Annotated in this window: 29 protein-coding genes; 25 read left to right on the top strand and 4 right to left on the bottom strand. The window is 45.2% G+C overall.

Going from position 1 to position 26,105, the window contains the following annotated elements:
• The first annotated feature begins 42 nt into the window (after positions 1–42).
• The 5 genes from pduL (at position 43) to ABRS97_RS00460 (ending at position 4,344) form a co-directional block, all read left to right on the top strand.
• A complete protein-coding gene (pduL, locus tag ABRS97_RS00480; protein WP_367810935.1) occupies positions 43–612 on the top strand; it encodes a phosphate propanoyltransferase in 570 nt (189 codons plus the stop codon).
• Positions 613–742: 130 nt separating this feature from the next.
• Complete coding sequence (locus ABRS97_RS00475; protein WP_367810934.1) at positions 743–1,216, top strand: MarR family winged helix-turn-helix transcriptional regulator; 474 nt, start codon at positions 743–745, stop codon at positions 1,214–1,216.
• A gap of 164 nt (positions 1,217–1,380) precedes the next feature.
• The gene (miaB, locus tag ABRS97_RS00470; protein ID WP_367810933.1) at positions 1,381–2,967 is read left to right on the top strand and encodes a tRNA (N6-isopentenyl adenosine(37)-C2)-methylthiotransferase MiaB; all 1,587 of its coding nucleotides are present in this window, start codon (positions 1,381–1,383) and stop codon (positions 2,965–2,967) included.
• Between the two features lie 74 nt (positions 2,968–3,041).
• On the top strand, positions 3,042–3,455 hold the full coding sequence (locus ABRS97_RS00465; RefSeq protein WP_367811392.1) for a YlbF/YmcA family competence regulator: 414 nt from the start codon (positions 3,042–3,044) through the stop codon (positions 3,453–3,455).
• 154 nt (positions 3,456–3,609) lie between these two features.
• Positions 3,610–4,344, top strand: a complete 735-nt coding sequence (locus tag ABRS97_RS00460; protein WP_367810932.1) for a phosphonate ABC transporter ATP-binding protein — start codon at positions 3,610–3,612, stop codon at positions 4,342–4,344.
• A gap of 82 nt (positions 4,345–4,426) precedes the next feature.
• Here ABRS97_RS00460 and ABRS97_RS00455 read toward each other — a convergent pair whose 3' ends face one another.
• Positions 4,427–4,825 (bottom strand): hypothetical protein, encoded by a 399-nt coding sequence (locus ABRS97_RS00455; protein WP_367810931.1) that lies wholly within the window; start codon positions 4,823–4,825, stop codon positions 4,427–4,429.
• Positions 4,826–4,916: 91 nt separating this feature from the next.
• Positions 4,917–6,164 (bottom strand): ATP-binding protein, encoded by a 1,248-nt coding sequence (locus tag ABRS97_RS00450; RefSeq protein ID WP_367810930.1) that lies wholly within the window; start codon positions 6,162–6,164, stop codon positions 4,917–4,919.
• Between the two features lie 210 nt (positions 6,165–6,374).
• On the opposite strand from ABRS97_RS00450, the gene ABRS97_RS00445 reads away from it, so the two are divergent.
• The 8 genes from ABRS97_RS00445 (at position 6,375) to mgrA (ending at position 14,138) form a co-directional block, all read left to right on the top strand.
• Positions 6,375–6,548 carry a hypothetical protein gene (locus ABRS97_RS00445; protein WP_367810929.1) on the top strand — a complete coding sequence of 58 codons (174 nt, stop codon included), beginning with the start codon at positions 6,375–6,377 and terminating at the stop codon, positions 6,546–6,548.
• A 113-nt stretch (positions 6,549–6,661) separates the two neighbouring features.
• Positions 6,662–7,672 (top strand): 2-oxoacid:acceptor oxidoreductase family protein, encoded by a 1,011-nt coding sequence (locus ABRS97_RS00440; RefSeq protein ID WP_367810928.1) that lies wholly within the window; start codon positions 6,662–6,664, stop codon positions 7,670–7,672.
• A gap of 38 nt (positions 7,673–7,710) precedes the next feature.
• A complete protein-coding gene (locus ABRS97_RS00435) occupies positions 7,711–10,014 on the top strand; it encodes a thiamine pyrophosphate-dependent enzyme (protein ID WP_367810927.1) in 2,304 nt (767 codons plus the stop codon).
• A 145-nt stretch (positions 10,015–10,159) separates the two neighbouring features.
• Complete coding sequence (locus tag ABRS97_RS00430; protein WP_367810926.1) at positions 10,160–10,462, top strand: hypothetical protein; 303 nt, start codon at positions 10,160–10,162, stop codon at positions 10,460–10,462.
• A gap of 166 nt (positions 10,463–10,628) precedes the next feature.
• Positions 10,629–11,222: a ribonuclease H-like YkuK family protein gene (locus tag ABRS97_RS00425; RefSeq protein ID WP_367810925.1), complete on the top strand. Its 594-nt coding sequence runs from the start codon at positions 10,629–10,631 to the stop codon at positions 11,220–11,222.
• 159 nt (positions 11,223–11,381) lie between these two features.
• Positions 11,382–11,888 (top strand): ADP-heptose synthase, encoded by a 507-nt coding sequence (locus tag ABRS97_RS00420; RefSeq protein WP_367810924.1) that lies wholly within the window; start codon positions 11,382–11,384, stop codon positions 11,886–11,888.
• 23 nt (positions 11,889–11,911) lie between these two features.
• Positions 11,912–12,937, top strand: coding sequence for a phosphotransferase (locus ABRS97_RS00415; protein ID WP_367810923.1), 1,026 nt, complete (start codon positions 11,912–11,914; stop codon positions 12,935–12,937).
• Positions 12,938–13,145: 208 nt separating this feature from the next.
• Positions 13,146–14,138, top strand: coding sequence for an L-glyceraldehyde 3-phosphate reductase (mgrA, locus tag ABRS97_RS00410; protein ID WP_367810922.1), 993 nt, complete (start codon positions 13,146–13,148; stop codon positions 14,136–14,138).
• Between the two features lie 3 nt (positions 14,139–14,141).
• On the opposite strand, the gene xerS is transcribed toward mgrA, so the two are convergent.
• A complete protein-coding gene (gene xerS / locus ABRS97_RS00405) occupies positions 14,142–15,224 on the bottom strand; it encodes a tyrosine recombinase XerS (RefSeq protein ID WP_367810921.1) in 1,083 nt (360 codons plus the stop codon).
• Positions 15,225–15,360: 136 nt separating this feature from the next.
• Between xerS and ABRS97_RS00400 the strand changes: the two genes are divergently transcribed.
• The 3 genes from ABRS97_RS00400 to ABRS97_RS00390 all read left to right on the top strand — a co-directional run bounded on the left by ABRS97_RS00400 (position 15,361) and on the right by ABRS97_RS00390 (position 18,142).
• Positions 15,361–16,065, top strand: a complete 705-nt coding sequence (locus ABRS97_RS00400; RefSeq protein WP_367810920.1) for a FadR/GntR family transcriptional regulator — start codon at positions 15,361–15,363, stop codon at positions 16,063–16,065.
• 61 nt (positions 16,066–16,126) lie between these two features.
• Positions 16,127–17,341 carry an MFS transporter gene (locus ABRS97_RS00395; RefSeq protein WP_367810919.1) on the top strand — a complete coding sequence of 405 codons (1,215 nt, stop codon included), beginning with the start codon at positions 16,127–16,129 and terminating at the stop codon, positions 17,339–17,341.
• Between the two features lie 15 nt (positions 17,342–17,356).
• On the top strand, positions 17,357–18,142 hold the full coding sequence (locus tag ABRS97_RS00390) for an ABC transporter ATP-binding protein (RefSeq protein WP_367810918.1): 786 nt from the start codon (positions 17,357–17,359) through the stop codon (positions 18,140–18,142).
• Between the two features lie 299 nt (positions 18,143–18,441).
• On the opposite strand, the gene ABRS97_RS00385 is transcribed toward ABRS97_RS00390, so the two are convergent.
• Positions 18,442–18,699: a hypothetical protein gene (locus tag ABRS97_RS00385; protein WP_367810917.1), complete on the bottom strand. Its 258-nt coding sequence runs from the start codon at positions 18,697–18,699 to the stop codon at positions 18,442–18,444.
• Positions 18,700–18,916: 217 nt separating this feature from the next.
• Here ABRS97_RS00385 and ABRS97_RS00380 point away from each other — a divergent pair, with 217 nt between their 5' ends.
• The 9 genes from ABRS97_RS00380 (at position 18,917) to ABRS97_RS00340 (ending at position 26,098) form a co-directional block, all read left to right on the top strand.
• Complete coding sequence (locus tag ABRS97_RS00380) at positions 18,917–19,168, top strand: YolD-like family protein (protein WP_367810916.1); 252 nt, start codon at positions 18,917–18,919, stop codon at positions 19,166–19,168.
• A gap of 189 nt (positions 19,169–19,357) precedes the next feature.
• Entirely contained in the window at positions 19,358–19,561 is a 204-nt protein-coding gene (locus tag ABRS97_RS00375; RefSeq protein ID WP_367810915.1) for a YwbE family protein, read from the top strand.
• Positions 19,562–19,718: 157 nt separating this feature from the next.
• Positions 19,719–20,639, top strand: coding sequence for a tyrosine-type recombinase/integrase (locus ABRS97_RS00370; protein WP_367810914.1), 921 nt, complete (start codon positions 19,719–19,721; stop codon positions 20,637–20,639).
• Positions 20,640–20,687: 48 nt separating this feature from the next.
• On the top strand, positions 20,688–20,888 hold the full coding sequence (locus tag ABRS97_RS00365) for a hypothetical protein (protein ID WP_367810913.1): 201 nt from the start codon (positions 20,688–20,690) through the stop codon (positions 20,886–20,888).
• Positions 20,889–20,983: 95 nt separating this feature from the next.
• On the top strand, positions 20,984–21,796 hold the full coding sequence (locus tag ABRS97_RS00360; RefSeq protein ID WP_367810912.1) for an ABC transporter ATP-binding protein: 813 nt from the start codon (positions 20,984–20,986) through the stop codon (positions 21,794–21,796).
• On the top strand, positions 21,780–22,598 hold the full coding sequence (locus tag ABRS97_RS00355) for an ABC transporter permease (RefSeq protein WP_367810911.1): 819 nt from the start codon (positions 21,780–21,782) through the stop codon (positions 22,596–22,598). The genes ABRS97_RS00360 and ABRS97_RS00355 overlap by 17 nt, the downstream gene beginning before the upstream one ends.
• Positions 22,595–23,476: an ABC transporter permease gene (locus ABRS97_RS00350; RefSeq protein ID WP_367810910.1), complete on the top strand. Its 882-nt coding sequence runs from the start codon at positions 22,595–22,597 to the stop codon at positions 23,474–23,476. Before ABRS97_RS00355 ends, ABRS97_RS00350 begins: the two co-directional genes overlap by 4 nt.
• 76 nt (positions 23,477–23,552) lie before the next feature.
• Entirely contained in the window at positions 23,553–24,650 is a 1,098-nt protein-coding gene (locus ABRS97_RS00345; RefSeq protein WP_367810909.1) for an ABC transporter substrate-binding protein, read from the top strand.
• Positions 24,651–24,724: 74 nt separating this feature from the next.
• Positions 24,725–26,098 (top strand): aspartate aminotransferase family protein, encoded by a 1,374-nt coding sequence (locus tag ABRS97_RS00340; RefSeq protein ID WP_367810908.1) that lies wholly within the window; start codon positions 24,725–24,727, stop codon positions 26,096–26,098.
• Positions 26,099–26,105 lie beyond the last annotated feature (7 nt).

Raw genomic sequence — 26,105 nt, 5'->3', positions numbered from 1 at the left:
TATGGAGATAATCCGTATGCCCTTTTTGGAAGGAAGGATGTTATGAAAAAAGTTCCAGTTGGCATTTCTGCTAGACATATTCACCTCTCTGAGCAGCATATTGGCATTTTATTCGGCCAAGGATATCAACTTACCAGTATGAAAGATTTGTCGCAACCTAATCAATTTGCAGCCAATGAAACGGTAGCTATTGTTGGGCCAAAGGGTAAATTCGATAAAGTACGCATATTAGGGCCTGCACGTGGGAGCACACAGATCGAAGTATCGCGAACGGATGCCTTTTCACTTGGCATTCATCCGCCAGTGCGTGAATCTGGCTACATAGAAGGTACACCCGGCCTTAAAGTCATTGGTCCGCATGGAGAAGTGGAGCTTGATCAAGGAGTTATTGTTGCAGCAAGACATGTCCACTTCCATACGACAGATGCAGCAAATTGGGGAATTAAAGACAAACAATTGCTCCGAGTAAAATTGAATGGTGAGCGACCGTTAATATTTGAAGATGTCATTGCCCGGGTTTCCGATGAATACGCGCTAGATATGCATATTGATACGGATGAAGGTAACGCGGCTGGCGTGAAGACAGGCGATTTAGCGGAAATTCTAAGCTAAAAGTCGCAGCTATACGAAGAAGGACTTTCTTGCAAAGGGAAAGTCCTTTTTTTATTTGACTTATTGAACCTAAACACCTTTTAAGCTATGCTTATTTAGATGAGAACACGGTTAGAAAGTAAGAAATGGATTGGAAGAAGGGGTGGATCCACTGTTTAATGAAAGCAATGCTGATGTCAAAAGATTGTTTGAGTCATTTGAACGGTTCCGCAAAAGTGAATGGAGAAAGAGAACCATTTCTGGCATAAAAGCTAGTGATATAAGAATTTTACTGACTATAAAAGAAATTTCCCTCTACTCTTCGGTTAACGTTTCTGAAATCAGTAAACGGCTTGGCATAACATCACCAACTGTAACGCAATCGATTAAAAGCCTAACGAAATGTGGTTGCGTAGAGCGTACGAGTGATTCAAAAGATAAAAGAGTTGCGGATATAAAATTAACGGATAAAGGTGAAGAAATCGTACAAAAAGCGGCCGCTCGTTATCAGCTTATTTTCTCGGGGCTCATAGAATCATTAGGGAAAGAAAAAACGGATGCGTTAATTTCTTTACTAAATGAAATGTACGTATATTTGGACACGTATAGTGAGAAGGAACATTGACACGTCTTGCACCTTAAACGTATAGCGGTGTATTTTTATGTGTATTCCCAAGTAGGGAGCTTTTGAACCGGATGGCTATACGAGTACTTTTTATGGTATAATTTTATATTGTGAATAAAACTTCAAAGAGCTACATTTAAGTATAGAGGGAAGTGAAATTAAACATGTCAAAGGAGAACGAGAATACACCGGAATTAGCTTCAGATAAGGTTAAAGACTATTCCAAATATTTTGATTTCTCGGACGCTAAGCTTCTAAGCGAAGAAGACGGCAAAACGACTTACCGCATCAAGGGGCGAAATATTCAAATTAATTCTGCGCCTTCGTATAGAGATGAAAAGAAACGTGGCAAAGAAGATATTCAGGTTCATTATGATTTTACCATTCCAGAGGAGATGTTAACCTTTGGGAAGGATAAATACTACTTAATTACAACCTATGGTTGTCAGATGAACGAACATGACACGGAAGTCATGAAGGGTCTGTTTGAACAAATGGGTTATACATCGACCGATGACAAGAATCTAGCGGACGTTATTCTCTTGAACACTTGTGCGATCAGAGAAAATGCAGAGGATAAAGTGTTCGGGGAGCTTGGTCATCTGAAATCGCTAAAAGCGGAGAAGCCTGATCTAATTCTTGGTGTTTGCGGCTGTATGTCTCAAGAAGAAGCGGTAGTCAACCGTATCATGCAGAAGCACGCTTTCGTTGATCTGATCTTCGGTACGCATAATATTCATCGATTGCCTTCATTGTTGAAGGATGCTTTCTTCAATAAAGAAATGGTCGTTGAAGTATGGTCCAAGGAAGGCGACATCGTTGAGAATTTACCTAAAAAGCGTGAAGGGATTCGGGCTTGGGTCAATATTATGTACGGATGCGATAAATTCTGCACCTATTGTATCGTTCCTTATACACGGGGCAAAGAGCGCAGCCGCAGACCAGAGGATGTCCTAGCAGAAGTTAGAGACTTGGCGCGTCAAGGCTTTCAGGAGATTACGCTTCTTGGACAGAATGTAAATGCTTATGGAAAAGATTTTGAGGATATTCAATATTCATTCGGAGATTTGATGGATGATATTCGCAAAATTGACGTGCCGCGTATTCGATTTACAACGTCACATCCTCGTGATTTTGATGATCGTTTAATTGAAGTATTAGGTAAACAAGGCAATCTCGTTGAACATATCCACTTACCGGTTCAAGCTGGTAGCAGTGAGGTGTTAAAACGTATGAGCCGTAAATATACCAGGGAGCACTATTTGGAGCTTGTAGATAAGATCAAATCAACGCTGCCAGATGCTGTACTGACAACTGATATTATTGTCGGTTTCCCGGGTGAAACGGATGAGCAGTTCGAAGAAACGATGACATTATATGAAAAAGTTGGCTTTGATTTCGCGTTTACGTTTATATACTCACCGCGCGAGGGTACGCCAGCAGCCGAAATGGAAGACAACGTACCGATGGAAGTTAAGAAACAGCGTTTGTACCGATTGAATGAGCTAGTGAATGCTTGTAGTAAAGCAAGTAATGAGAAGCTGCTTGGACAAGCTGTTGAGGTGTTGGTCGAAGGCGAGAGCAAGAATAATCCGGAAGTATTGGCTGGACGTACGCGTACGAATAAGCTGATTCATTTTACAGGATCCAAAGAGCTTATCGGGCAAATGGTCAACGTAAAGGTCACGCAAGCGCAAACATGGATATTGAAAGGCGATATTGTTCCAACCCCGCTGAAAGTATCTATCTAACATATAATGAATAAGACGGGAGAGTGCTAGAGGTGTCAGATCATCATAATCATAACCATCCACATGCTTTTCAAATGGAAGAGTATACGAATACAGAGCTGATCGTACGTGAGGATATATTAGCAAAAGCGAAGGAACTGGCTGAACTATTGACTACATCCAATGAGGTGCAGTTCTATCAGAAGGCGGAAAAACAAATAAGCAGCAACCCGGACATCCAAACGTTGATTAGCTCCATCAAGAAAAAACAGAAAGAAATCGTCGCTTTCGAAAAATTTCAAAATCCGAAAATGGTTGAGAAAATCGAGGGTGAAATCGATTCTTTGCAGGATGAATTAGATGGTATTCCGATTGTCAGCGAATTTAAACAAACACAGGAAGATATCAACTATTTGCTTCAACTTGTCATGTCTGTCATTCGTGACACGATTTCCGATAAAATCAATGTTGAAGCGGGTTCATCTGAGGCGCCAACCTCTTGTGACTAAGACGGATTTGTTTGTTTGATGAATGTGAAATCGCCCTCTGATTAGGCATTATGCCTGTAGAGCGGCGATTTTTGCCAAAGAAATACGCAGGTAAAGCGGAGTAGAAGCATACGAGGCCAGTTTTGCTCTAGCAAAACGTTAAGGAGACGTTGTCATGATTACGGTTAGAAATCTTAGCAAAGTATATCCTCCTGACAATAAAGTGTTATCTCAAATTAGTTTTCAGGTTGATCAAGGCGAGTTTATAGCCGTTATTGGCGGAAGTGGCAGTGGGAAGACGTCGCTTTTGCGTTGTATTAGCCATAAGGAAAAGTGGACAACAGGACAATTGATCTACCAGTCTAACGACCTGACGACTCCAGGACCATTAGAGCGTTGGAAGCTGGGAAAAGACTTTGCTTTTCTGGAAGAAAAACCTGTCTTGAACCGGAATAAAAGCGCTATCAAGAATGTGATGATGGGACGTTTTTACCAGACGCCCTTACGACTTTTAACGGGTACGACCTCGCGGGATGAGCATGTGCTTGGGATGGATTATTTAGAGAAGGTAGGCTTGCTAGATAAGGGGGAGAAAAAGGTTGGGCAGCTAAGCGGTGGAGAACAACAACGTGTTGCAATCGCTAAGGCGCTGATACATAATCCTAAGGTGCTTGTCGCCGATGAGCCTGTTTCCGGGCTGGACCCTAAGGCAACCGAATACATTATGCAGGATCTGAAAGCGCTCTGCCAAGACCGGCGAATGAGTGTGATCGCCACGCTACATCAGGTTGAATTAGCTGAGCGCTATGCGACTCGGATTTGGGGTCTTTCTGAAGGTAGAATCGTGCTTGATATTCCAGCAAGATCATTAACAATGCGGGAGAAGCAGCTTGTATTTGGCGAAGTGTGAGGGGGTCTTATTCCATAGCTTATGAACTGAAAAAGGAAAGCAGTTATGAAAAGAGTTTCTTTTCGCAGCTGCTTTCCTTTTGTTATATTGGAGTTAACCCGAAATGTTGTACACACTCGGATATTGTTCTTAGAATTTCTTTGTGAATGGGAATTATGATGTCCGTAGCACCTAACTGAAATAATCCGCTTCGGTTATGCACGGTGGCGGCTTGGACATAGATGCGATAATGCTCAGAACCAGGGGAGAGGTGAGTAGTCTCCTGATTGGATGCGCGCCAGTTTACGAATGAAATGTTTTTAAGTTTGGAACTATTATAAGGGAGTATGCTTATAATATCCTCCAATTTAAAGTAATAATTAACATGCGGCTTATGAAGGATTAGTTCTTTGCTCGTTACAGTTAGGCCATAATCTTTCTTCTTATGCGACATCTTCAGTTCGCCTTCAAAAGATTTAATTTGAATAAAGTCTGGATTCATGGGAATGCCCTCCTCTGCCATGCATGATGATCGCTTGTTCTTAACAGGATAACACAGATCATCGTTGATGTTAATGGAGAGCGATGGTTCCTTAACGTGGATGAAATTGTATGACACAATGGGTCCCTTTGTTCATCTTGCTTGTATAGGAAATTTGGCCATTCATTAGTTTAATAATACTTAGGACGACAACCATGCCAAGACCTGTCCCGTGAACCTTCGTCGTGTAGAAAGGTACGCCGATTGCTTTCAACTGAGCTTTGCTCATGCCTATTCCTGTATCGGAGAAGGAGATTTGGACAGTTTCGCCCAGCTTGCTTGTTTGTATAGAGAGAGAACCGCCGCCTGGCATAGATTCTATCGCATTTTTAACGAGGTTCATAAAGCATTGGCGTAATTTCTTGGATTCACCTCTTACATAGAGGGGATCATGGCAATTATGCGTAATCTGGATAAGAATGCTGTTCTCCATGGCGAGGGGGGAGATGAAACGAATGACGGCGTCGAGTTCCTCTTTGATATTCAACTGCACCTGCTCATTGGAACCTGGCTTAGCGTAGTTTAAATATTCCGTAATGATTGTATTTGCTTGATCAATTCCCGATAAGGCATAGCTTATGTATTGTTTGCTTTCTTCAAATGTGCAGTTTTTTTTATCTAATAATTGGAGAAAACCGCGCGCAGAGGCGAGAGGATTCCGAATTTCGTGGGAGACAGATGCAGCCAATTGACCAATCATGCGATCCTTTTCAAGGCATAAGAATTTGTCACTATGAAATTCTTGTTTCTTAACATAGGAAATAATGAATGTCATAAACCAAATTGAAAGATAGGATATAAAAATGGTGTAAATGATATATAAAGCAGTTTGTTGCCGGAAATTAGAAGCAAAAATCACATACAGGATATCGTAAACCATGAACATAACCGTGGCGTAGACCAGTTTTAATCCAAGCGCGAATTTCAATATCGATTTGGTAATGTATAGCCCACCTGCCAGAAGAACAGTGCTGCTGATCAGCGTGGGAAGCCATTCAATGCGCAAGATAGCTATACTGCAAAAGTTAAAGATGATCCATGTGAATATGGCTGGAACAGATTCTTCAAAAAGAATGGCTAAGACTAGACAAACAGGGGCTAGTTGTAGAGAGAATACGAACGGGTCGATATCTTCATATTCTAAATAAAAATAACTCACAATGATGAGGATGAATGCAAAGAGAACTTTACGTTTTTTATCCTTGTATAGAAAGAATGGGGTAAGTACGAGATAAATTAAAAGTGCGCTCATGATGTATAAAAGACCATGAAGTTCATGGGAGATAACAGAATGGAGCACGACGAACGATCCTTTCCACCGATGCAACAGTATATGTTTTTATTTTACATTATCTCACATATTTCGACCTTATCAAGTGAAAGTCATAAATCATATACTAAAGATTAAATAAAGACTTATGGTATTAACGGATGATTCCGCTGTATAATAAAAGAATTATATATGCAAGCGTTTACAATGATACCGATTGGAAAACGGGGAGCGATGAGGATGAAGGCGTGCTCACAAGTTTGCGGTGTTGTCTTTGATCCGTTGGATGAAAATTATGTAAATGTCTGTGAAGAGTGCGAGGAGACCTCGTCCAAGGAGGTCGTGTTGGAGGAAGATGGGGAGCGAAGCTACTATTTGGGAGCGTGCGGACTTATTTTCGATTATTTGCTTTGAACCCTATTGGCAAAAAATAGTTGCTTACCACAATTTTCTTGTTACAATGTAAGTAGACTTACTATTCATACTATTCAATTTTGATGCAGTTCATTTTTGAAAGGAGACGTGGAATGGTAACTTTGCCCAAATTAAACGATCTCGGCTTTTTTGAGATTAGACTGGAATCTATTGGAGGCCTAGGCGCCAATCTAGCAGGTAAAATGCTTGCTGAAGCGGGTGTAGTAGGCGTAGGCTTGAATGGTGTAAGCTTTTCCTCTTACGGATCGGAAAAAAAGGGGTCTGCAGTAAAAGCGCATATTCGATTCTGTGATATGGAAACGAATATCCGCGATACCTCTCCTGTGGAACGACCGCATGTGGTCGGTGTTTTTCATGAGTCGCTGTCCAAGACTGTAAACGTTATCAGCGGAATCTATGAAGACAGCACGGTATTGGTAAATTCGACGAAAACGCCGGATGAGCTTAAAGAGAAAATGAAGCTAAAAGGCGGAACCATCGCGGTGATTGATGCCATTGGTATTTCGCTTGAGGAGAAAAATCGCGTGAACATGGCGATGCTAGGCGCATTATTCCGGTTGTGCGATTTTCTTGATCCAGAGGTTATGCGTGGCGTCATTCGCAAATCGCTCGAGAAAAAGTATCCGCAGGCGGTGGCTCCGGCTCTTCGTACGTTCGATCGCGGATACGACGAAGTTCAGTTTCAAACGTACGCGCTCCCAGAAGGCGAAACGATGCCTGATTTTGTACGATTCGATACGCCAGTGCTTGGCTATGCCACACAGCCAATCGGCGGTGTCATCACGAATCCGGGCAACAGCATATTAAAAGATTTAAGCATTTCACGTGCGGGAATGATGCCGCATTTCCATGAAGATAAATGTATTCACTGCGCTTCTTGCGATAACGTATGCCCTGACTTTTGTTTCGTGTGGGATGAGCTCCCTGACAAGAAGGGGCGTCCACAGATGTTCCTGCAAGGAATTGACTATCAATATTGCAAAGGTTGTTTGAAATGTGTACAGGCTTGTCCAACAGAAGCGTTAAGCAATGAACGTGAAGAAGATGGATACGCAGAAGCACATCGCATGCCGCATCGATTTAATCTAGCCGTAAACTCTTAGAAAGAGGACATTTCAAGGGAGAAGGGTGGAACTAACGAATGGCTATTGATATTAAAAAGGAATTGGGACAGGCGAAAGTTGAGCAGCGAATCGTTTATGAATCAGGTAACGAGATGGCCGCTTATGCCGCCCACCAGATCAATTATCATATCATGGGGTATTTTCCGATATCTCCGTCCACGGAGGTCGCCCAATTCCTGGATCTCATGAAGACGAATGGTCAACATGATATCGTTCTTATTCCTGCAGACGGCGAGCACGGCTCTGCGGGTGTTTGTTATGGAGCTTCAACCGCTGGTGGCCGCGTATTTAATGCGACAAGCGCCAATGGTTATTTGTATATGCTGGAGCAAATGCCAGTGCAGTCGGGGACACGTTTCCCGATGGTTATGAACTTAGTGTGCCGATCAGTATCCGGTCCGCTGGACATTCACGGTGATCATTCCGACTTGTATTACGCGCTGAATACTGGATGGCCAATTCTCATGTGCCGCGATCCGCAAGCCGTGTACGATATGAATATTATGGCGCTTAAGCTTGCTGAAGACCCCGCTGTACGGTTGCCTGTGTTGGTGGCTTCGGATGGGTATTTCACTTCACATCAGAAGCGCAGAGTTCAAACTTTTGCGCATCGTGAAGATGTACAAGATTTCGTTGGGGAGAGGCCTCAGGGTTATCCAGATACACTAGACCGCAATAATCCGATTACAGTTGGCCCTTACATGAATGAGCCGGACTATATCAACAACTGCTATCAGCAATCAATGGCCATGTATAACGCAGGAGACGTTTACAATCAAATACGTGAAGCATACGCTGATCTAACTGGGCGCGATTATCCGATTCTTGATTTGTATCGGATGGAAGATGCGGAAGTTGCGGTTTTCCTGATGAACTCGGCATCGGAAATTATTAAGGATGTCGTGGATCAACTGCGCGAGAAAGGCATAAAAGCCGGTTCGATCGCACCGAATATGATACGGCCGTTCCCTGCAAAGCAGATCGCTGCTGCATTGAAACATGTGAAGGCGATCACCGTCGGCGATCGCGCTGATTCGTATGGCGGCCATGGCGGGAATATGGTCAATGAAATTAAAGCCGCACTGTTTACGGAAGGGAACCGCGATACGCTTGTCATAAGCCGTGTTTATGGCTTAGGCGGGAAAGATTTTTATGCCGAAGATGGGCATAATCTATTTCAATTTGCTATCGATGCGATGCAAAGCGGAAAGGTTGAAGTGCCGTTCGATTACTACGGGCACACGCCTGGAGATCCGGCAAAAGCTCCGAAGCGGGTGTTAACACCGATGAAGTATGAGGATCTGAAGACAGGGCTTATTACAGTCACGCCTGATGAAACCTCTGGCAAGCTGAATGTTCGTATTCCGCCACTTCGCTCCTTGACGAAAAAGCCGAAGCGGATCGCTCCGGGGCATGGAGCTTGCCCAGGTTGCGGTATTTTCTCCGGGCTGGAGCTTTTCTTTAAGGGAATTGAAGGCGATATCGTCTCTATCTTTCATACCGGTTGTGCGATGGTTGTAACGACCGGTTATCCGTACTCGGCACACAAAGCGACGTATATCCATAATTTGTTCCAGAACGGCGCAGCGACCCTGTCAGGCGTTGTAGAGATGTTCTGGGAGCGCAAGCGTCGTGGCGAGCTCGACCACTTGAATTTGCAGGATGACTTTACTTTCGTCATGATTACGGGAGACGGCGGCATGGACATCGGGATGGGACCTGCGATCGGAGCAGCGCTGCGCAATCACAAAATGATCATCCTCGAGTACGATAATGAGGGCTACATGAATACGGGAGCCCAGCTTTCGTATTCAACGCCTCTCGGCCATCGGACGTCGACGTCTAACGTAGGCAAGAAGCAAGGCGGCAAAGTGTTCCATCACAAAGACACGGCGCAAATTATGGCGGCTACGCATATTCCATATGTGTTTACCGGCTCGGAGGCCTACCCGCAGGATCTTGTGAAAAAAGCGGCTAAAGCGCAGTGGTATGCCCAAAATGAAGGTCTGGTCTATGGGAAAATTCTGATTGCCTGTCCGCTAAACTGGCTGTCCGATGATCAAGAAGGCTCAAATATCGTAGGCGCAGCGGTAGATTCCTGCTTCTTCCCGCTCTATGAGGTTGAGCACGGGGTCACTACGCTGACATATAATCCAGAAGAGAAGAGTAAGAAGATTCCGCTGTCCGACTGGCTGAAAACGATGGGTAAAACGAAGCATATGACGAAACCGGAGTACGGAGAGTCTTTGAAATCGTTTGAAGACGAAGTGGAACGCCGGTGGAATATGCTTAAAGCGAAGCACGAAAATCCGTATTTGTAATAGCCGCAAAGGCACTTTCCTCCTCGGGGGATCGTGCCTTTTTACGACGCAGCAAAGTTTAACTTTGGCGAAATCATCTTACAGGTAACGGGATAGCTCATTTCGGAAATGAGTCGATGAACGCTTTTCATTGGAGGAACCTTAAATGCTCTATGTTTTAAAGCATAACAGCACTTCACAGATTTTTACGAGCACATTAGTAAATCAGTATGGGCTAGCTTATTATGGCGTTAAATTCTGGCATGACCGGAGTGACGCGGAAGCGGAAATGGAGCAGGTCCTTCAACAGGCAGGCATGTTGGCGCCTGCTGAGATAGAATGGAACATCCTCGAACTGGAAGAGGGGGAGATGAAGCTTTGCAATGTAAGGCTTCGGAACGATCCAGCATCTCTGTTGTTTTGGCGTGAAGACCGAAAGCCTGAAATTAGGCATAGAGAAAATGCATAAATTGATGATATTGATGCAAGAGGAGTCCATTTCTTGAGCATGGGTATCGTTTTACGCGAAGGTATGGTTCGATTGCAAGGATTTTGCCATATACTAAGATAGGAGCGGATTGCACGACTAGCACCCGCTTCTTCCTGATTCCAAGGAGAAAGGAAGAAACTTATCTTTGAGACCAATAACGATGACCCATTCGCTGGAATTCCGGAACACAACAGAAAGAGGATTAAGTTTGGAAACCGTTCATGAACGCATACTCCATTTCATGCGGCTTGACCCTGCAGCAGTGTATAAATTCATTATTGGAACGGATTGCCAGGTGCATCCTGGACACACGAAGTTCATAACAGGGGTTGTCATACAGCGCATGGGGAAGGGAGCATGGGCATGTTATCGTCAGGTGATTATACCGCGCGCCATGACCTCGGTGAAAGAAAAGCTGTCAACAGAAACTGCGCTGAGTGAAGAGATCGCCATGTATTTTGATGAGCATAAGCGTCGTGACATGGAGGATATCATTTTACCCCATTTGTATCAGGGCGCTACTTTCGATATGTACATACATATTGACGCCGGGGAGGATGAGAACAGGAACAAAACGGCGAAGTTCGTACAGGAAATGGTTCGGAGAGTGGAATCTGTGGGCATGGTGCCTGTCATTAAGCCAGATTGTTATGTAGCGTCTTCCTACGCAAACCGCTTTTCCAAGAAGCCGTATCAACATGGGTTTCAGGATCAAGAGGTGATCGATGGCAGTTTATAGCGCTGGACGCAACCGTTAGCTTCTGCTCATGTGAATGATCAGTTGGGCTAGCGGTTTTTTGTATAACGGACAGTTGCGGTCCAGTTCTGATGAAAGAAGGAGTTCAGCCGTAACATATCGAAATAATGCCTATTAACGATTGAAGGAGGGGGTCCATTTATGTCCAGGACTTTTGTTATGGAAGCTGTTATGTTGGCCGTTCATGGTCAATTGTTGCTTCCAGGATGCCCGGTTACTTATATCATCCCGCATACAAGCATTCAAGAATTATACGAACTTCAAGTCAGCGAAGAACCTATCATGCTCTCAACTGAAGACGATGGTTATGCAAAACAAAAGATCGGGGAACTCATATCCTTTTTCGAGGAATCTTTTAATAAGAAAAAAATTGAGAAGGCTCTTTCCGTTCCTTGGCGGAAAAGTCCTCCGTTTCCAATAAATGAGTATGTTACGTTGAATGTCGTATTTGCCATCGATAATGAAGCGTATGGTGAAAGCTTCGATCCGATCGAAACGGAAATCATCCTTACAGCAATCAAAGAAAATGCCGCGGTGCTGACGGATCAATTAGACATGCTTGACCGCATAATAGAAGCCGGAATTCCTGTTCAGGCCTATGATGTTGAAGATTTTGAATACGCCGTGGAAGGCGATTACCAAGTATAATTCTGAAGGAAGGGTGGTTCCATATGATTCGTGTAAAAGATCAAGAAGAGCAGCTGACCTCTTTGCCGGAACACTGGTTCCCAGGGCAAAAACAGTCAATTCGCAACGGTTCAGGAGGAATGAATAACACGACTCGTTTCGTAGTGGTTGACGGCACATCTTACGTGCTTCGAATCTACGAGACGCACCGCGATCGGGCAAAAATACAATTTGAACATGCTGTGCTTATGGCTTTGTCGTGTCAGAAGCTTCCTTACCGGCTTCCCATTCCAATCCCGCTGCCTGATGGAGGGACGATTAAAGCGATTGACTCGGAGGAAGGCAAGCTGGCAGCTTTATTTACGTTTACCGAAGGTTGTAATCCTGTATGGGAGCATGCGAATCAGGTGCGTTATTTCGGAGCGGCTGTCGGACAGCTGTCGAAAGCGCTGGCAGTGATTGAATTGAATTTAAAACCAGTCTATTCACCTTATTATGAAATTGAGCAGATCCATCCGCGATGTACTCCGGAGGCGATTCAACAATTTTGCCTATATCCTCCTGAAGCCTTTGAGGCTAAAAAAACGACGCTTCAATATATTTGGAATCGATTCCTTGCCTTCTATGAAGCTATTCCCGAATTAAAAAAACTGCCTCATCAACTGGTTCACGGAGATATTAATGGTTCGAATCTTCTTATACATCCTAATAATGAAATCGCCGCTGTATTGGATTTTGAATTTGTTACGGAAGATGTTCGTGTGATGGAACTCGCAGTATGCTTGTCGGATTTGATTGATCCAGCGTTGCCCGAAATGAAGTTGTGGGAGTTGTGTGCTGCCTTCTATGAAGGGTACAGGCCGTTTATTGATTTGAAGGATGATGAACTGCGCTTGATTCCTCAGCTCATTGAACTTCGCAGATTGGATGTGTTTGTTCACTTTCTGGGCAGATATTTAGACGGTGTCGACGCACAGGGTGTCCTTGCTGATATCATTGATAACACGACGGAGAAAGTAGCATGGTTAGAATCGCATCATGATAAGCTTGCATCCATTTTCGAAAGATAATGCTGCTACAGCAGTGGTCATACATAGATGAATGATCAGATTCTCGAAGCGATCTGGCAGCTCTTAACGGGCGGATAATATCTCTTTAAAAAGGAATAACTAACCTCCAAGTGAGTAAGGCACGTTTTTTTCAGTTCTTTTTTTGTTGAGACAGTTAGCCTATACTAGGACAAGGAAGTAAGTTTTCTAACTCTAAGGAGGACACATCATGGTCTATCAGGCAAGCGCAACTCGGTATGCAGAAATGAAATATAATCGCACAGGCAAGTCAGGTTTGAAGCTTCCGGCGATCTCTTTGGGGTTATGGCACAATTTCGGTGGATTGGATATTCACGAGAATGGTAAAGCGATGCTGCTTCGTTCTTTTGATTTAGGCATTACGCATTTTGACTTAGCGAACAACTATGGACCGCCGCCAGGATCTGCGGAAGAATTATTCGGGAAAGTGCTGAAGAGCGATCTGGGTGCTTATCGTGATGAACTGATTATTTCAACAAAAGCAGGCTATCACATGTGGGAAGGTCCCTACGGTGAATGGGGTTCTAAGAAAAATCTAATCTCCAGCCTCGATCAGAGCTTGAAGCGGATGGGTCTTGAGTATGTCGATATTTTCTACTCGCACCGCCCTGATCCAAACACGCCATTTGAAGAGACGATGGGGGCTCTAGACCAAATCGTTCGTCAAGGGAAAGCTTTGTACGTGGGAATTTCCAATTACACGGCTGAGCAAACCCAGCAAGCGGCTTCAATTTTGAAGGGATTGGGCACACCGCTCCTTATTCATCAGCCGTCATATAGCATGTTGAATCGTTGGATTGAGGATGGTTTGCAGGATGTGCTGGATGCGTTTGGCGCAGGCAGCATCGCATTTTGTCCGCTTGCTCAAGGATTGTTGACGAACAAGTATGTATCAGGTAACGTTCCAACCGATTCCAGAGCCGGGGGCAAGAGCGTTTTCTTGAACACGAAGGACATCACGGAAGATAAGCTTACGAAAATTAATCAACTGAATGAACTGGCGAGTTCCCGTGGCCAAAGCTTAGCACAAATGTCGCTGGCATGGGTGCTTCGCGGCGAGCGAGTGACTTCTGCGTTGATTGGTGCAAGCCGCGTGTCTCAAATCGAGGAGAATGTAGCTGCGCTGAACAATTTGGCGTTCTCGCCGGATGAACTTGCCAAAATCGAAGAAATCCTGAAGTAGTATTCAGGATTCCGAACGTTTGTCGATGGCTTCAGCCATCGTTTTATCCGTGAGATGCGCATAGATTTGAGTTGTTTCCGGCGAGGCGTGTCCGAGTTGTTCTTGCGTCTTGTACAAATCATTCTGCAAGTAATAATCGGTCGCGAACGAGTGGCGGAGCTTATGAACGGACAGGTAAGGCTTGCCGAATCGTTTGGCATATTTGATGACCATTTCTTGCAGAGCCCTTTTGGTCATCCGTTCGCCTTCTTTTTTGCCATTTGCTATGGCAAGGAAGAGGGCTTTTTCTTTTTTTGCAGGTTTGTAGCGGCTCGAACGAATGGCCAAATAGTCGGTTAAGGTTTGTATCGCATCCTGACGGAAATAAACCGGCGTTTTGAAGGTATCGTCATTTTTACCTTTGCGATAAACATGGGTTAGTTTTTTCTTCAGATCAATGTCATCGGCATTCAGATTGAAGACTTCAGAGACGCGGAGACCGGAGTTCAGAATTAATGTGATAATGCAGCTATCGCGTATTTTGTTCAGCTCATAGGAGTAAGTTGCTTGTTTATTAGTTGCCACGTCGTGCTCGTAACCATGCTGCACATAGTCGATGAATTCAATAATTTCCTGTTCTTGCAGGAGCTTGCCTTCAAGCTTCGCCGCTGTGTCCTTTGGTTTGTGCGAACGCTTGATCTCTATCTTGGCCATCACATTGCGCTTGAGAAGCGGATAGAAGTTCTCGTCCTCAGCAATCTGGCTCAAATAATGAAACAACGACCGGAGGGCGGAGAGCTTGCGATTGATGGTTGTTTTCACGTTGGCCTGCTCCTTGCGCGTGGCAAGAAACATGCGGAAATTGTCGACAGAGTCCATGTGCAATTTCTCCAAATCTTCAAGGGGAACTTGTGTCATGGATGGAGCTGAAGACAAACCTTCGGCTAAAAGCCAGGAGAAAAAAATCTCGTAATCGCGAACATACTCAAGCAAAGAGGAAGGAGACAGATCAGGAAGTTTATAGTTAATGAATTTCTCTACATACCAAGGCATTGAGGGGATTTTCTTCTCTAGTTCATTGCGGTCTTTCACTTTAATGATGTTCATCGGTGTTGTCACCTCTACGTTTTCTTCTTGTTGTTAGTATAGCAGTGGGTTCAGCAAAATGGTAGATCGTAAAAAAGAGTGGAAATGTCAAAATCATTCTGGTAATATAATGAAAAACGAAAAAGGAGATCATCAGATGAATTTAGGAGGGATATCTTTCCAAACGGTACAGCGAAGGCAAATCGTCGATGATGTCGTCATGCAACTACAAGCGAAAATCTCGCTGGGCGATCTGCCCGTCGGCACGCAAATTCCGACTGAACCGGAATTGATGGCGCAATTCGGCGTAGGCCGCTCTACGATTCGTGAAGCGGTTCGCGTGCTCGCACATGCTGGTCTGTTAGAGAAACGCCAAGGTCATGGCACCTTCGTTATGGGTGTAACGAGCGTGCAGGAGCCGCTGGACTACCGCTTGCGCCGCGCGGAGGTGCTTGATGTGTATGAACTGCGTTTCATGCTGGATGTAGAGATTGCCAGATTAGCGGCGGAGCGGCGTGACGAGCACGACTTGGCGCAAATTCACGATTGTTTAGAGCTGCGCAATAAGCATCTGGCTTCTGGGGATTGCAAGCTTTATCTGGATGCAGACATTGCGTTTCACGTAGCGGTGGCTGCGGCTACGAAAAACCCGGTTACCGTAGATTTATATCGTACTTTCTCGCAAGTGCTTCGGGTTGCGCTTGATAAGCATACAGCCGATCCTGAACTTAATAACCATTATACAGAACAGCACATTAGGCTCTATGAAGCAATTCGTGATCAAGACGCTATTGCGGCGGTAGCGTGTACGCTGGAACATTTGGAAGGCGTGAAAAGAGAGCTGGAGCAATTACTTCGCTAAGGTTTTCTTTTACATTTAAACGTCAGACGATATGACGAATTATTAAAAAGGAGAGATGACAATGAATACACAAGCAATAGGAAAACAGGCGAACGCTATGGCTTTCTCCATTCTTTTTGCGGTTAGTTTCGCACATTTTCTGAACGATACGATCCAAACGGTTATTCCGTCCATGTTTCCGGTCTTACATGAATCCCTTCATTTTACTTTCAGCCAAATCGGCTTGATCGGGATGGTTTTAAATCTGACGGCGTCCTTGCTTCAACCGCTCATTGGCCTATATACGGATGCTAAACCTATGCCATTTTTGTTGCCGGCAGGCTTTCTTTTCTCCATGGTCGGCGTTGCTGGCCTAGCTTACTCACATAACTTCATCGTTTTGCTTGGGTTCGTTGTATTAATCGGTATTGGATCGGCTGTGCTTCATCCTGAAGCTTCTCGTGTTGCCCATCTTGCTTCAGGAACGCGGAAGGGACTGGCGCAATCCATTTTTCAATTAGGAGGGAATACGGGGCAAGCTATTGCGCCTCTGCTGACCGCTTTTATATTCGTGCAGTTTGGTCAAAAAAGTATGATTTGGTTTACATTGTTTGCGGCATTAGCCGTGATTGTTTTGCTTCGTGTAGCGAAATGGTATCAGCAGGATATCGCGCAGCGCTCACAGAATTCAAGCGTGCGTACGAAGCTGAAGAGGGAGCTGAAGCTTAATAAACGGGTTGTTGCACTGTCCGTTTCGATTCTAATCGTGATGCTGTTCTCCAAGTTTATCTATCTCGCGAGTATGAACGGGTATTATTCATTCTTTCTTATTGAAAAGTTCGGATTGACCATTAAGCAATCACAGTTTTATTTATTTGTGCTTTTGTTTGCCGGAATGGCGGGCACATTTTTCGGCGGTCCGCTCGCGGATCGATTCGGTAAGCGAAACATTATCTGGTTCTCGATCCTGGGGACAGCACCATTCTCGTTGCTGCTGCCTTATGTAAGTCCAACCATTGCGATTGTCCTGCTCATTTGTATAGGTCTAATTCTGATGTCAGGTTTCTCGGTTATCATCGTATATGCGCAGCAGCTGCTTCCTGGACGAGTCGGTATGGTTGCAGGATTGTTCTTTGGTCTCGCCTTCGGACTAGGAGGTATTGGTTCGGCAGTTCTTGGGTCAATTGCTGATGCGACCAGCATTACTTTTGTCATTAAGCTTTGCGCGTACTTACCGCTTCTGGGCTTGCTTGCTACCTTACTGCCATCCGATCAAAAATTAGCCGGGAATGGATGAAAGAAGGGGATTTAGATGGAAGAGATCATACATATTCAGCAGGCTACTTATCGTAGAGAAGAGCAGGAACTGCTTAAGGCAATCAATTGGCGTGTAAAAAAAGGCGAGCATTGGGCCATTCTGGGTTTGAATGGCTCAGGCAAAACGACTTTGCTTAATATCATTAATGGCTATATTTGGCCAACAAATGGAACTGTTAAGGTTCTTGAAAATAGCTTCGGTTCTGTTGATTTGCGAGAGCTGCGCAAAGAAATCGGTTGGGTCAGCTCATCACTCCAGGATAAGCTGTATATGAATGATAAGGCGGAGTATATCGTCGTTAGCGGAAAATTTGCGACGATTGGGTTGTATGAGAATCCAACCGCCGAAGAGTGGGCGAGGGCGGATCAACTCATGCGGCAGCTTAGTTGTGGACATCTGAAAGGGAGGACATTCCAGTCATGCTCCCAAGGCGAGAAACAGAAGCTGCTGATCGCCAGAAGCTTGATGGCATCGCCAAAGCTGCTCATTCTCGATGAGCCCTGTAATGGTCTTGATCTTTTCTCGCGCGAGCGGCTGCTGGAAGCGATCGACTATCTTGCGCAAGACGCGGATGCGCCAACTTTGATCTATGTGACGCATCATACGGAGGAGATATTGCCTATTTTTCGCCACGCTTTGCTGCTGCGAAGGGGAGAGGTCTTCCAGAGCGGGGAGCTACGCGAGATGTTGACGAGTGAGCAACTGACGGATTTCTTTGAGACTCCAGTTGATGTGATCGAGCGGGATGAACGAATTTGGGTACTGCCGGCAAAGCGGTAAAATTGTAACAAGAAGGAGAAGCTCAAATCAGAGAGCTTTTCCTTTTATGTTTACATAATATATGATATGTAAACATACTTCTTGGCTTTTCACGCGTCATGATACTTGCTTTGCTTATTCCTTACTTTTCCAGGAAAAGTGAAGAACCGGAAAGCTTGATGGAATAGCGAGTTCAAGGCTTTATTTATACAAGCTTGGATCCTCATTATGGGTACAGCAATCTACATCTTTGAAAAGAATACGATCAAATTGTGACATTTTTTCATGAAAAAACGCATCCTGCGATGCGCTTTAACGTTTTATACTTGGGGGGATAGTGGATTACACCAGGGTCTTGTATCAATAAGTGCTATGGCTAAGAGGTCGAATAAAACGAGTGGAAGAATAAAGGGCAGGAATGAAACGTATGCTTTTTTTCCTTTTCTCGTTGTTTTTACATATATTTTGTTATTGTCTACTTTAACAATAGTTCCTCTAATGGTGCCCTGTTTGCTCTTGATCATGACTTCACGATGCAGATATTTTTTGCAAATAGCTATTTTCTCAGTTTTGTTCATCGCATTACCTCCTAACTTCGTTGATATTCTATGATATGGTCTGCTGATAGAAGTAGTGTGTGTCAATGGTAGGGAAAACAAAATTAATAGAAGAAAATGAAGAGTCGCACCTATTTTGTTGACATAACATTTATTATGTGAATTATTTTGTTGGAGTAAAAAATGGTATACTGAATTCACGCCAAGTTGAACTGAACATGATGGAGGGGGAAAGAATATGGCAAAGGCAAAAGTAGCCAAGAGACCAACGCGCGATGAATTTGTGCTGGAGGAAATCGGGAATCAATTAAGTGAGGCAAAGGATGAAAATTCAGAGATCGTGCTTACTGTATGGGGAGTTGAAGAACCCGTTCGCGGTCTTATTATAGCGATGGATTCCCGAACGGGTAAAGTGCACGTTGAAAGAAACGGAGAGTTGGTCAAGGTGCCGTTCATGGATATTATGCAGGTTAATTATCCGAAAGATTAATCGAATAACCGATAGAGCTGCCAGCGAATATCGCGGCAGTTTTTCTTATTTACGAGTACATCGGCGCAAAACCAGGCGCAGCTTGTAATCGATAGAAGACATAACAATAATTATGTAAACTATTGTTTTTTACACATTGATGCTATACTGGAATGACTACACGAATAGGAAGCAGGCGAACGTTTCAGCATGAATGGTCAAATCAGGAAAAATATTGTCCCAGGTATTGAAGTGAATATTGTATTAAAGCAAGATCAACGCAGCGGCAAGCTAACGCGTGGGATTGTGAAAGATATATTAACGAACTCACCCAATCACCCGCATGGGATTAAGGTCAGATTGGCGGATGGACAAGTAGGGCGGGTTCAACAAATTTTAACAAACGGGCTATGATTTCGCCATTATGAACAGTTATCTCTTTCGAGAGGTAACTGTTTTTTCTATTAACGGTCAAATATTTCATGAATGAAGGGCGTTATGGTATGATAAAATAATTGCACTAAATCTATATTTAACGCAATTTAAGATCTGAAGGACGGAGAGAATCATTTTGATACATCTAGATGACTTTGATGACGACTGGCTTGAGCTTTTTGACTCCTGGATGAAGGATCAAGGCTTTACGAAACGAACGCAGATGGCATACTTGGGGGATGTGCGTTTATTCCTGACAACGATGCAGAAAACGGTAAGCAGTATTGAAGCGATTGACGTTATGCGTTTCCTTACCAAAATGCGGCAGGGCGGGGCTGGCGATGCGGCCCGGAATCGGTACCTATCGTCCATTCGCACTTTTTTTACGGCTATGATCGAATATAACCTTGTTCAAAGCAATCCATCTCTAAATGTTAAGAAATCTAAAGTGGAGAAAAATCAGCTTCCTACTTATTTGGATCAAAATCTATTACGAGTATTTCTGGAATCAATTGAGGGAAAATATCAGATCAGGAACGTAGCAATGTTTCTGCTTATGAGTTATGCGGGATTGCGCGTAAGTGAGCTGCATCGCTTGAATATCGGGGACTACAGCAGGTCGAATGAAGTTCTTCAAGTATTTGGAAAAGGACGCAAGTGGCGAGCTATCCCGCTCCCGACTCAATTAGTTCATGTTTTGAATAAAGCGCTGGAAGAGCGGATTGAAGCTAGGAGCACGGGAGAGCAGGCATTTTTTGTGTCTCAATTCGGAAGAAGGATCAGCGTGCGCATGATTCAGACGATTGCCGAGAAACATTTCGAGGAATTAAAGATAAAGTATACGGAATTGCAAGGTAAATCCATTTCCAGCCATAAGCTCCGGCACACATTTGCAACGATGCAGGTTTTAGCGGGAACGGACATCCGGACGTTACAAGAATTGCTCGGTCATGCGAGCATACAGACTACACAGATTTATACCCATGTAGGGGATAAACAAAAACAGGACGCAATGAATCGCGTATCGACATATGTGCCCGCTAGTCTGGGTATTTAAAATAATCTCCAGCTATCACTTACTCAAGTGATCCTGGAGATTTTTTCATTGAGCTATTTTATCGGCAAATCGAAGTTTTCATTAGAGTTCGAACGGGATTCAGGTCAGTTCGATTTACGTGGAAAAGGTCATGGTATGCCCAAGCAGCATGGCAGTTTAGAACTTGATGTACGAGTTCTTGGCTGTCATGCTGTTTCTAATTATACAAAGTGTAAAATTAGAAACCCAATTTTAAAACACTTTGTATAATGTAAATTCATTTATATGTTATATAATATAACATATAAAGTTATTGAAATTGACTAAAATCTATCATTTAAACGTTGGAATGAGGAGGGAAAGGAATGAATTCAGATTTTCCCGAGAAAAATGTGGAAATCGCAGTCGATGGCGTATCCATGGTGTTCGGCAGGAAGGGGCGTCAAGTCACAGCACTTCAAGATGTGTCATTTGACGTGTATCAGAATGAATTCGTATCCTTGCTCGGTCCTTCGGGGTGCGGCAAATCAACATTGCTGCGGCTGATGGCCGACTTGCTGCAGCCGACTAGCGGTTACATCACCATCCAGAAGGAGCATCCTCGCGAAGTGCGTTTGCACAGGAAATTTGGCATCGTATTTCAGAATCCGACGTTATTCGAATGGCGCACTGTAAGGGAAAATATTGAGCTTCCTCTTGAAGTGCTTGGCGGCAGCCGAAGCGAGTACAGCGAACTGGTAGATCGATTGCTGGATATTGTCGGGCTTACGAAATTCAAAGAGCACTACCCCTGGCAGTTGAGCGGCGGCATGCAGCAGCGAGTGGCTATCGCCAGAGCGTTATCGCTGGATCCTCCGATTCTGTTCATGGATGAACCGTTTTCGGCGCTTGATGAATTCACGAAAGAAAAGCTGCAGCTAGAATTGCTGGATATTAAGAAAAAGACGAATAAAACGATCGTTTTCGTGACGCACAGCATTCCGGAAGCTGTTTTCTTATCTGATCGCGTGATTGTACTGTCTGCTCATCCAGGTCGCGTTCATTCCATCCTGGATGTAGAGCTGGGGAATGTGCGCGGACCGGCCGTTCGTGAATCCGAGCGTTTCCATGCACTGACAGCAGCTGTACGAAACTGTTTTTACAAGGAGAGTGGCAGCCTTGATGAGCAGATTGGCTAGGAATTGGCATCAAAGCGTTTTGATAACCGCTTGGGTCGCCGTCCTCCTGATTGTCTGGGAAACACTAGCTTGGTTCGTGCATCAAATTCTCCAGCTTGCACAACCCGACGCCAAACTGCCGTATCTGCACAAGGTGCTTGGTTCCTTGCAGGAGAACCTTCCGGCCCTTCTCCAACAAGGCTTTACTACTTTTGGAAATTCAATGACTGGCTTTCTGATCGGTTCCGCGTTCGGATTCCTTCTTGCCGTTTCTATGAGCTTATCCAAAACCGTAGAACATACATTATCCCCTTACTTGGTCGCTTCGCAAATGATTCCGATCATCGGGTTAGCCCCGATCATCTACGGTATCTTGCATGATCCTAGCGCATCAAGAATCATCATGTCAGGGTACGTAACATTCTTTCCTGTCACGATCAACACACTACGTGGTCTGCGCAGTGTGCAGACCGAACAGATTGAGTTCTTGCGATCAATAGCGGCTTCCACTTGGCAGAGCTATATCAAGCTCAAACTGCCTGCCGCATTGCCGGGCGCTTTCGCGGGTTTGAAACTTTCGGCGCCGCTCGCGATTACGGCGTCCATCATCGTCGAGCTCATGGGGGCGCCTGATGGCATTGGTGTGCTGATGGTCAGCTCATTATATTACGGAGCTGCTCAGGTGTATATGTTTTGGTGTACGGTGCTGGTCAGCATGGCGATTGGCCTCGCTTCCTACTTGATGTTAACGCTAGCGGAACGCTGGTTGACGCCGTGGCAGCCTGATTTTCGATCTGGCAGGTCGAGGAGGGGAGGGGCATGAGCGAGTTGTGGGTCAGTCCGGATCAACCAACACCAACGTCTTCACCATCCCGCACCGAGCGGATTAAGGAGTCGGAACCTTCTAAGAAGACTCCCCAAACCGCTTTGTTAGTCGTTCTGCGCATACTTCCTTCTAAGTTGTTCCCTTACTTATTCGGCCTATTGTTCGTAGTGCTTTGGCAGGTGGAAGGCTTCCACAGGCTGTTCCGCTTGGAACGATACCAGCTCCCGATCCCTTCGGATATTGTGTTATCAATCATAGATCATAGCGATATTTTGAGCATCTATGCCGTGTACACAGGCATTGAAATTATTGGGGGATGCTTACTTGGCTCGCTGCTTGGCCTTCTGGCTGCTGTGACGGCATCCTTTGTTCCGAATGCTGGCGCAGCAGCGATTTCCCTAACGGCATCGCTGAACGCGGTTCCCATTGTAGCCCTCGCCCCGATCATGAACAATTGGCTGGGAGATGGTGTTGCTTCTCGAATCGGCATTGTCTCCATCATGACGATGGCTACGATGGCTGTAACAGCCTACAAAGGGCTGCGCTCGATCGAGCCGACCTATTTGGAGCTGATGGCTTCCTATGCGGCGGGCGAAAGGCATACCTTTTTTAAACTGCGATTGCCCAAGGCGCTACCTGCTATTTTCTCTGCCATGAAGATCAATATGTCGACAAGCATTATCGGCGCGATTGTGGGGGAGTTTTTCATTGCCTCACGCGGTCTGGGATATTTGCTTTCCGATCAAATTAGGTTGGCCAATATGCCGCTTTCTTGGGCGTGCATCGTGATTGCAGCGATTTTGGGCATTGTGTTGTATACGCTCATTCAATGGATTGAAAAATGGTCCATTCCATGGTCCATCTCGCAGCGCTAATCCAGCTTATTAAAAAAACAAACAGCATCAAGGGATGTCACCATCTTTTAGATCATAGAACTTAAATAGGAGAGGAATGGTCGCTTTGAAAAAGAGATTCCCAGCTGTACGTTTTGCCCTCTTGCTCATCATGTCACTAATTGTAGTCATTGCATCCGGTTGCGGAGCGGAGAAAACGGTAACCACGTCCACGCCTGCACCTGCGGCCTCAACCTCAGCTGATGCAACCAAGACACCATCCACGGAACCGCTGAAGAAGGTCAAAATTCAATTGAAATGGGTGCCGCAAGCGCAGTTTGCGGGCATTTACGCAGCGAAGGAAAAAGGATTTTACAAGGATGAGGGGCTAGATGTTGAAATTATGCCAGGCGGACCGGATGTCATTATTGAACAGCAGGTGGTAAATGGCGCAGCGGATATCGGCGTATCCAGTTTTGACAGTTTGCTCGTTAACCGTGATAACGGCTTGCCGCTTGTTTCCTTGGCGCAGGTGACTCAGAAGAGCTCCTATCGGTTGCTGTCAAAGAAAGCGACAGGTATTGATGCGCCGGCGAAAATGAAAGGCAAGAAGGTTGGCACCTGGATGGGCAGCCAGCAGTTTCAGGTTCTCGCTTTTATGGAGAAGAACGGGCTGGATCCGAAAAAAGACATTCAACTTGTCAAGCAAGGCTTCACGATGGATCAATTTTTTGGCGATCAATTGGACGTTGCGACGGCCACGATCTATAACGAGTACTATGTTGTGCTTGAAAGCGGTGTGAAAGAGTCGGATCTGAACGTGTTCAATTTCGACGATGCGGGTGTCGCCATGCTTGAGGATACACTGATCGCAAAGAAGGATTGGGTGGATAAAAATCACGATCTGGCAGTCAAAGCGGTTCGCGCAACACTGAAAGGTTGGAAATACGCGATTGAGCACCAAGATGAAGTTGTAGATATCGTGATGAAAAGCGTAACGGCGGGAAGCACAACCAAGCAACACCAAACGACGATGTTGAAAGAAATGGCGAAGCTGGTGAAGCCGGAAGGATTCAAAGATGAGCAAGTCGGATCGTTCGTGGATGAATCGGTTAAACGAACGGCGGATATCGCCCTGAAATACGGTTTGATCAAAAAACCTGCAGATCTGGCGGCTTCGATCGATAAGTCGATTCTGGAGGGTGCTACGAAGTAACGGATGGGAAGCGGGTCGTGGATAGACGCAGTACACGATCCCTTCTTTTCATCATCTGGGAGGGGATGCCGTTTATGAGTGATAAGGGTGCAAGCGGCCAAGCGAATCGGGATGAGCTGCTCGAGAAGGATCGGAAGTATATATGGCATCATATGACGCCGCATAATGAGAATCCGATGATCATCGAGTCGGGAGCGGGCAGCTGGGTGCAGGATATGGATGGGAACCGCTATCTGGACGGGATGTCTGGCTTGTGGTGCGTCAATGTCGGGCATGGCAGGAAGGAGATTGCGGAGGCGGCAGCTGAACAGATGATGAAAATCGCCTATGCGACGCTTGTGCAATCCCACGCCCCGGCGATTGAGCTTGCCGCCAAAATAAACGAGTGGCTGGATGGCGAATATCGCATTTTCTTTTCGAATTCTGGATCGGATGCGAATGAGGTCGCGTTCAAAATTGCCCGCCAATATCATCATCAGACCGGCAAGCCGACAAAATATAAATTTATTTCCAGGCATCGCGCCTATCATGGCAATTCGATGGGGGCGCTAGGCGCCACTGGTCAAGCGCAACGAAAGCTGAAATATGAGCCGCTTGGCGTGGGCTTTCAGCATGTGCCGCCTCCCTATTGTTACCGTTGCCCGTTTGGTCAAACGAAAGGTACTTGCAAGCTTCAGTGCGCCACAGCTATCGAAGATGCGATCGTGTGGGAGGGAGCGGATTCCGTTGCCGGGATCATCCTGGAACCGGCGATCACAGGCGGCGGCGTCATTGTTCCTCCGGATGAATATTTGCAGGTGGTTCGGAAGATTTGCAATAAGTACGACGTCCTGCTTATCGTTGACGAGGTCATTTGCGGATTTGGCCGCTCGGGCGAGAAATTCGGTCATCAGAATTACGGGGTGAAGCCGGATATCGTTACGATGGCAAAAGGCATGACAAGCGCTTACTCGCCGCTCTCGGCGACGGCTGTATCAGCTGAATTGTATGAAACCTTTAGAAATAGTGAGCCTACGAGCCATTTCCGACACGTGAACACGTTCGGAGGCAATCCAGTTTCTTGTGCGGTTGCTTTGAAAAATATTGAGATCTTGGAAAAAGAGGGACTGGTCGAGCGTTCGGCTCAAATCGGACGTGAAATCAGGCTTGGGCTAGAGCCGCTGCTGGATCATCCGAATGTTGGTGATATTCGCATATTTGGCTCGGCGATTGGCATCGAGCTTGTGGAGGATCAGATCTCAAAAATTCCGGCATCTGCCGAGCTTGTGCTTGCCTATATCACAGGCTGCAAGAAGAAAGGCTTGTTGATCGGTAAAAATGGCGATACCGTGCCAGGCTACGCAAATATCCTAACGTTAAGCCCGCCATTCTCATCAACGGATGAGGATATCGTTTTTATCACCCATACACTGCTCGAAGTTTTCGCTTCGATACAGGGGAAAGGATGAATGGCCG

The organism is Paenibacillus tabacirhizosphaerae, assembly GCF_040812395.1.
GTDB lineage: Bacteria > Bacillota > Bacilli > Paenibacillales > NBRC-103111 > Paenibacillus_E.
The sequence above is the reverse complement of the archived record's forward strand: the minus strand, read 5'-3'. Positions and strand labels throughout refer to the sequence as shown.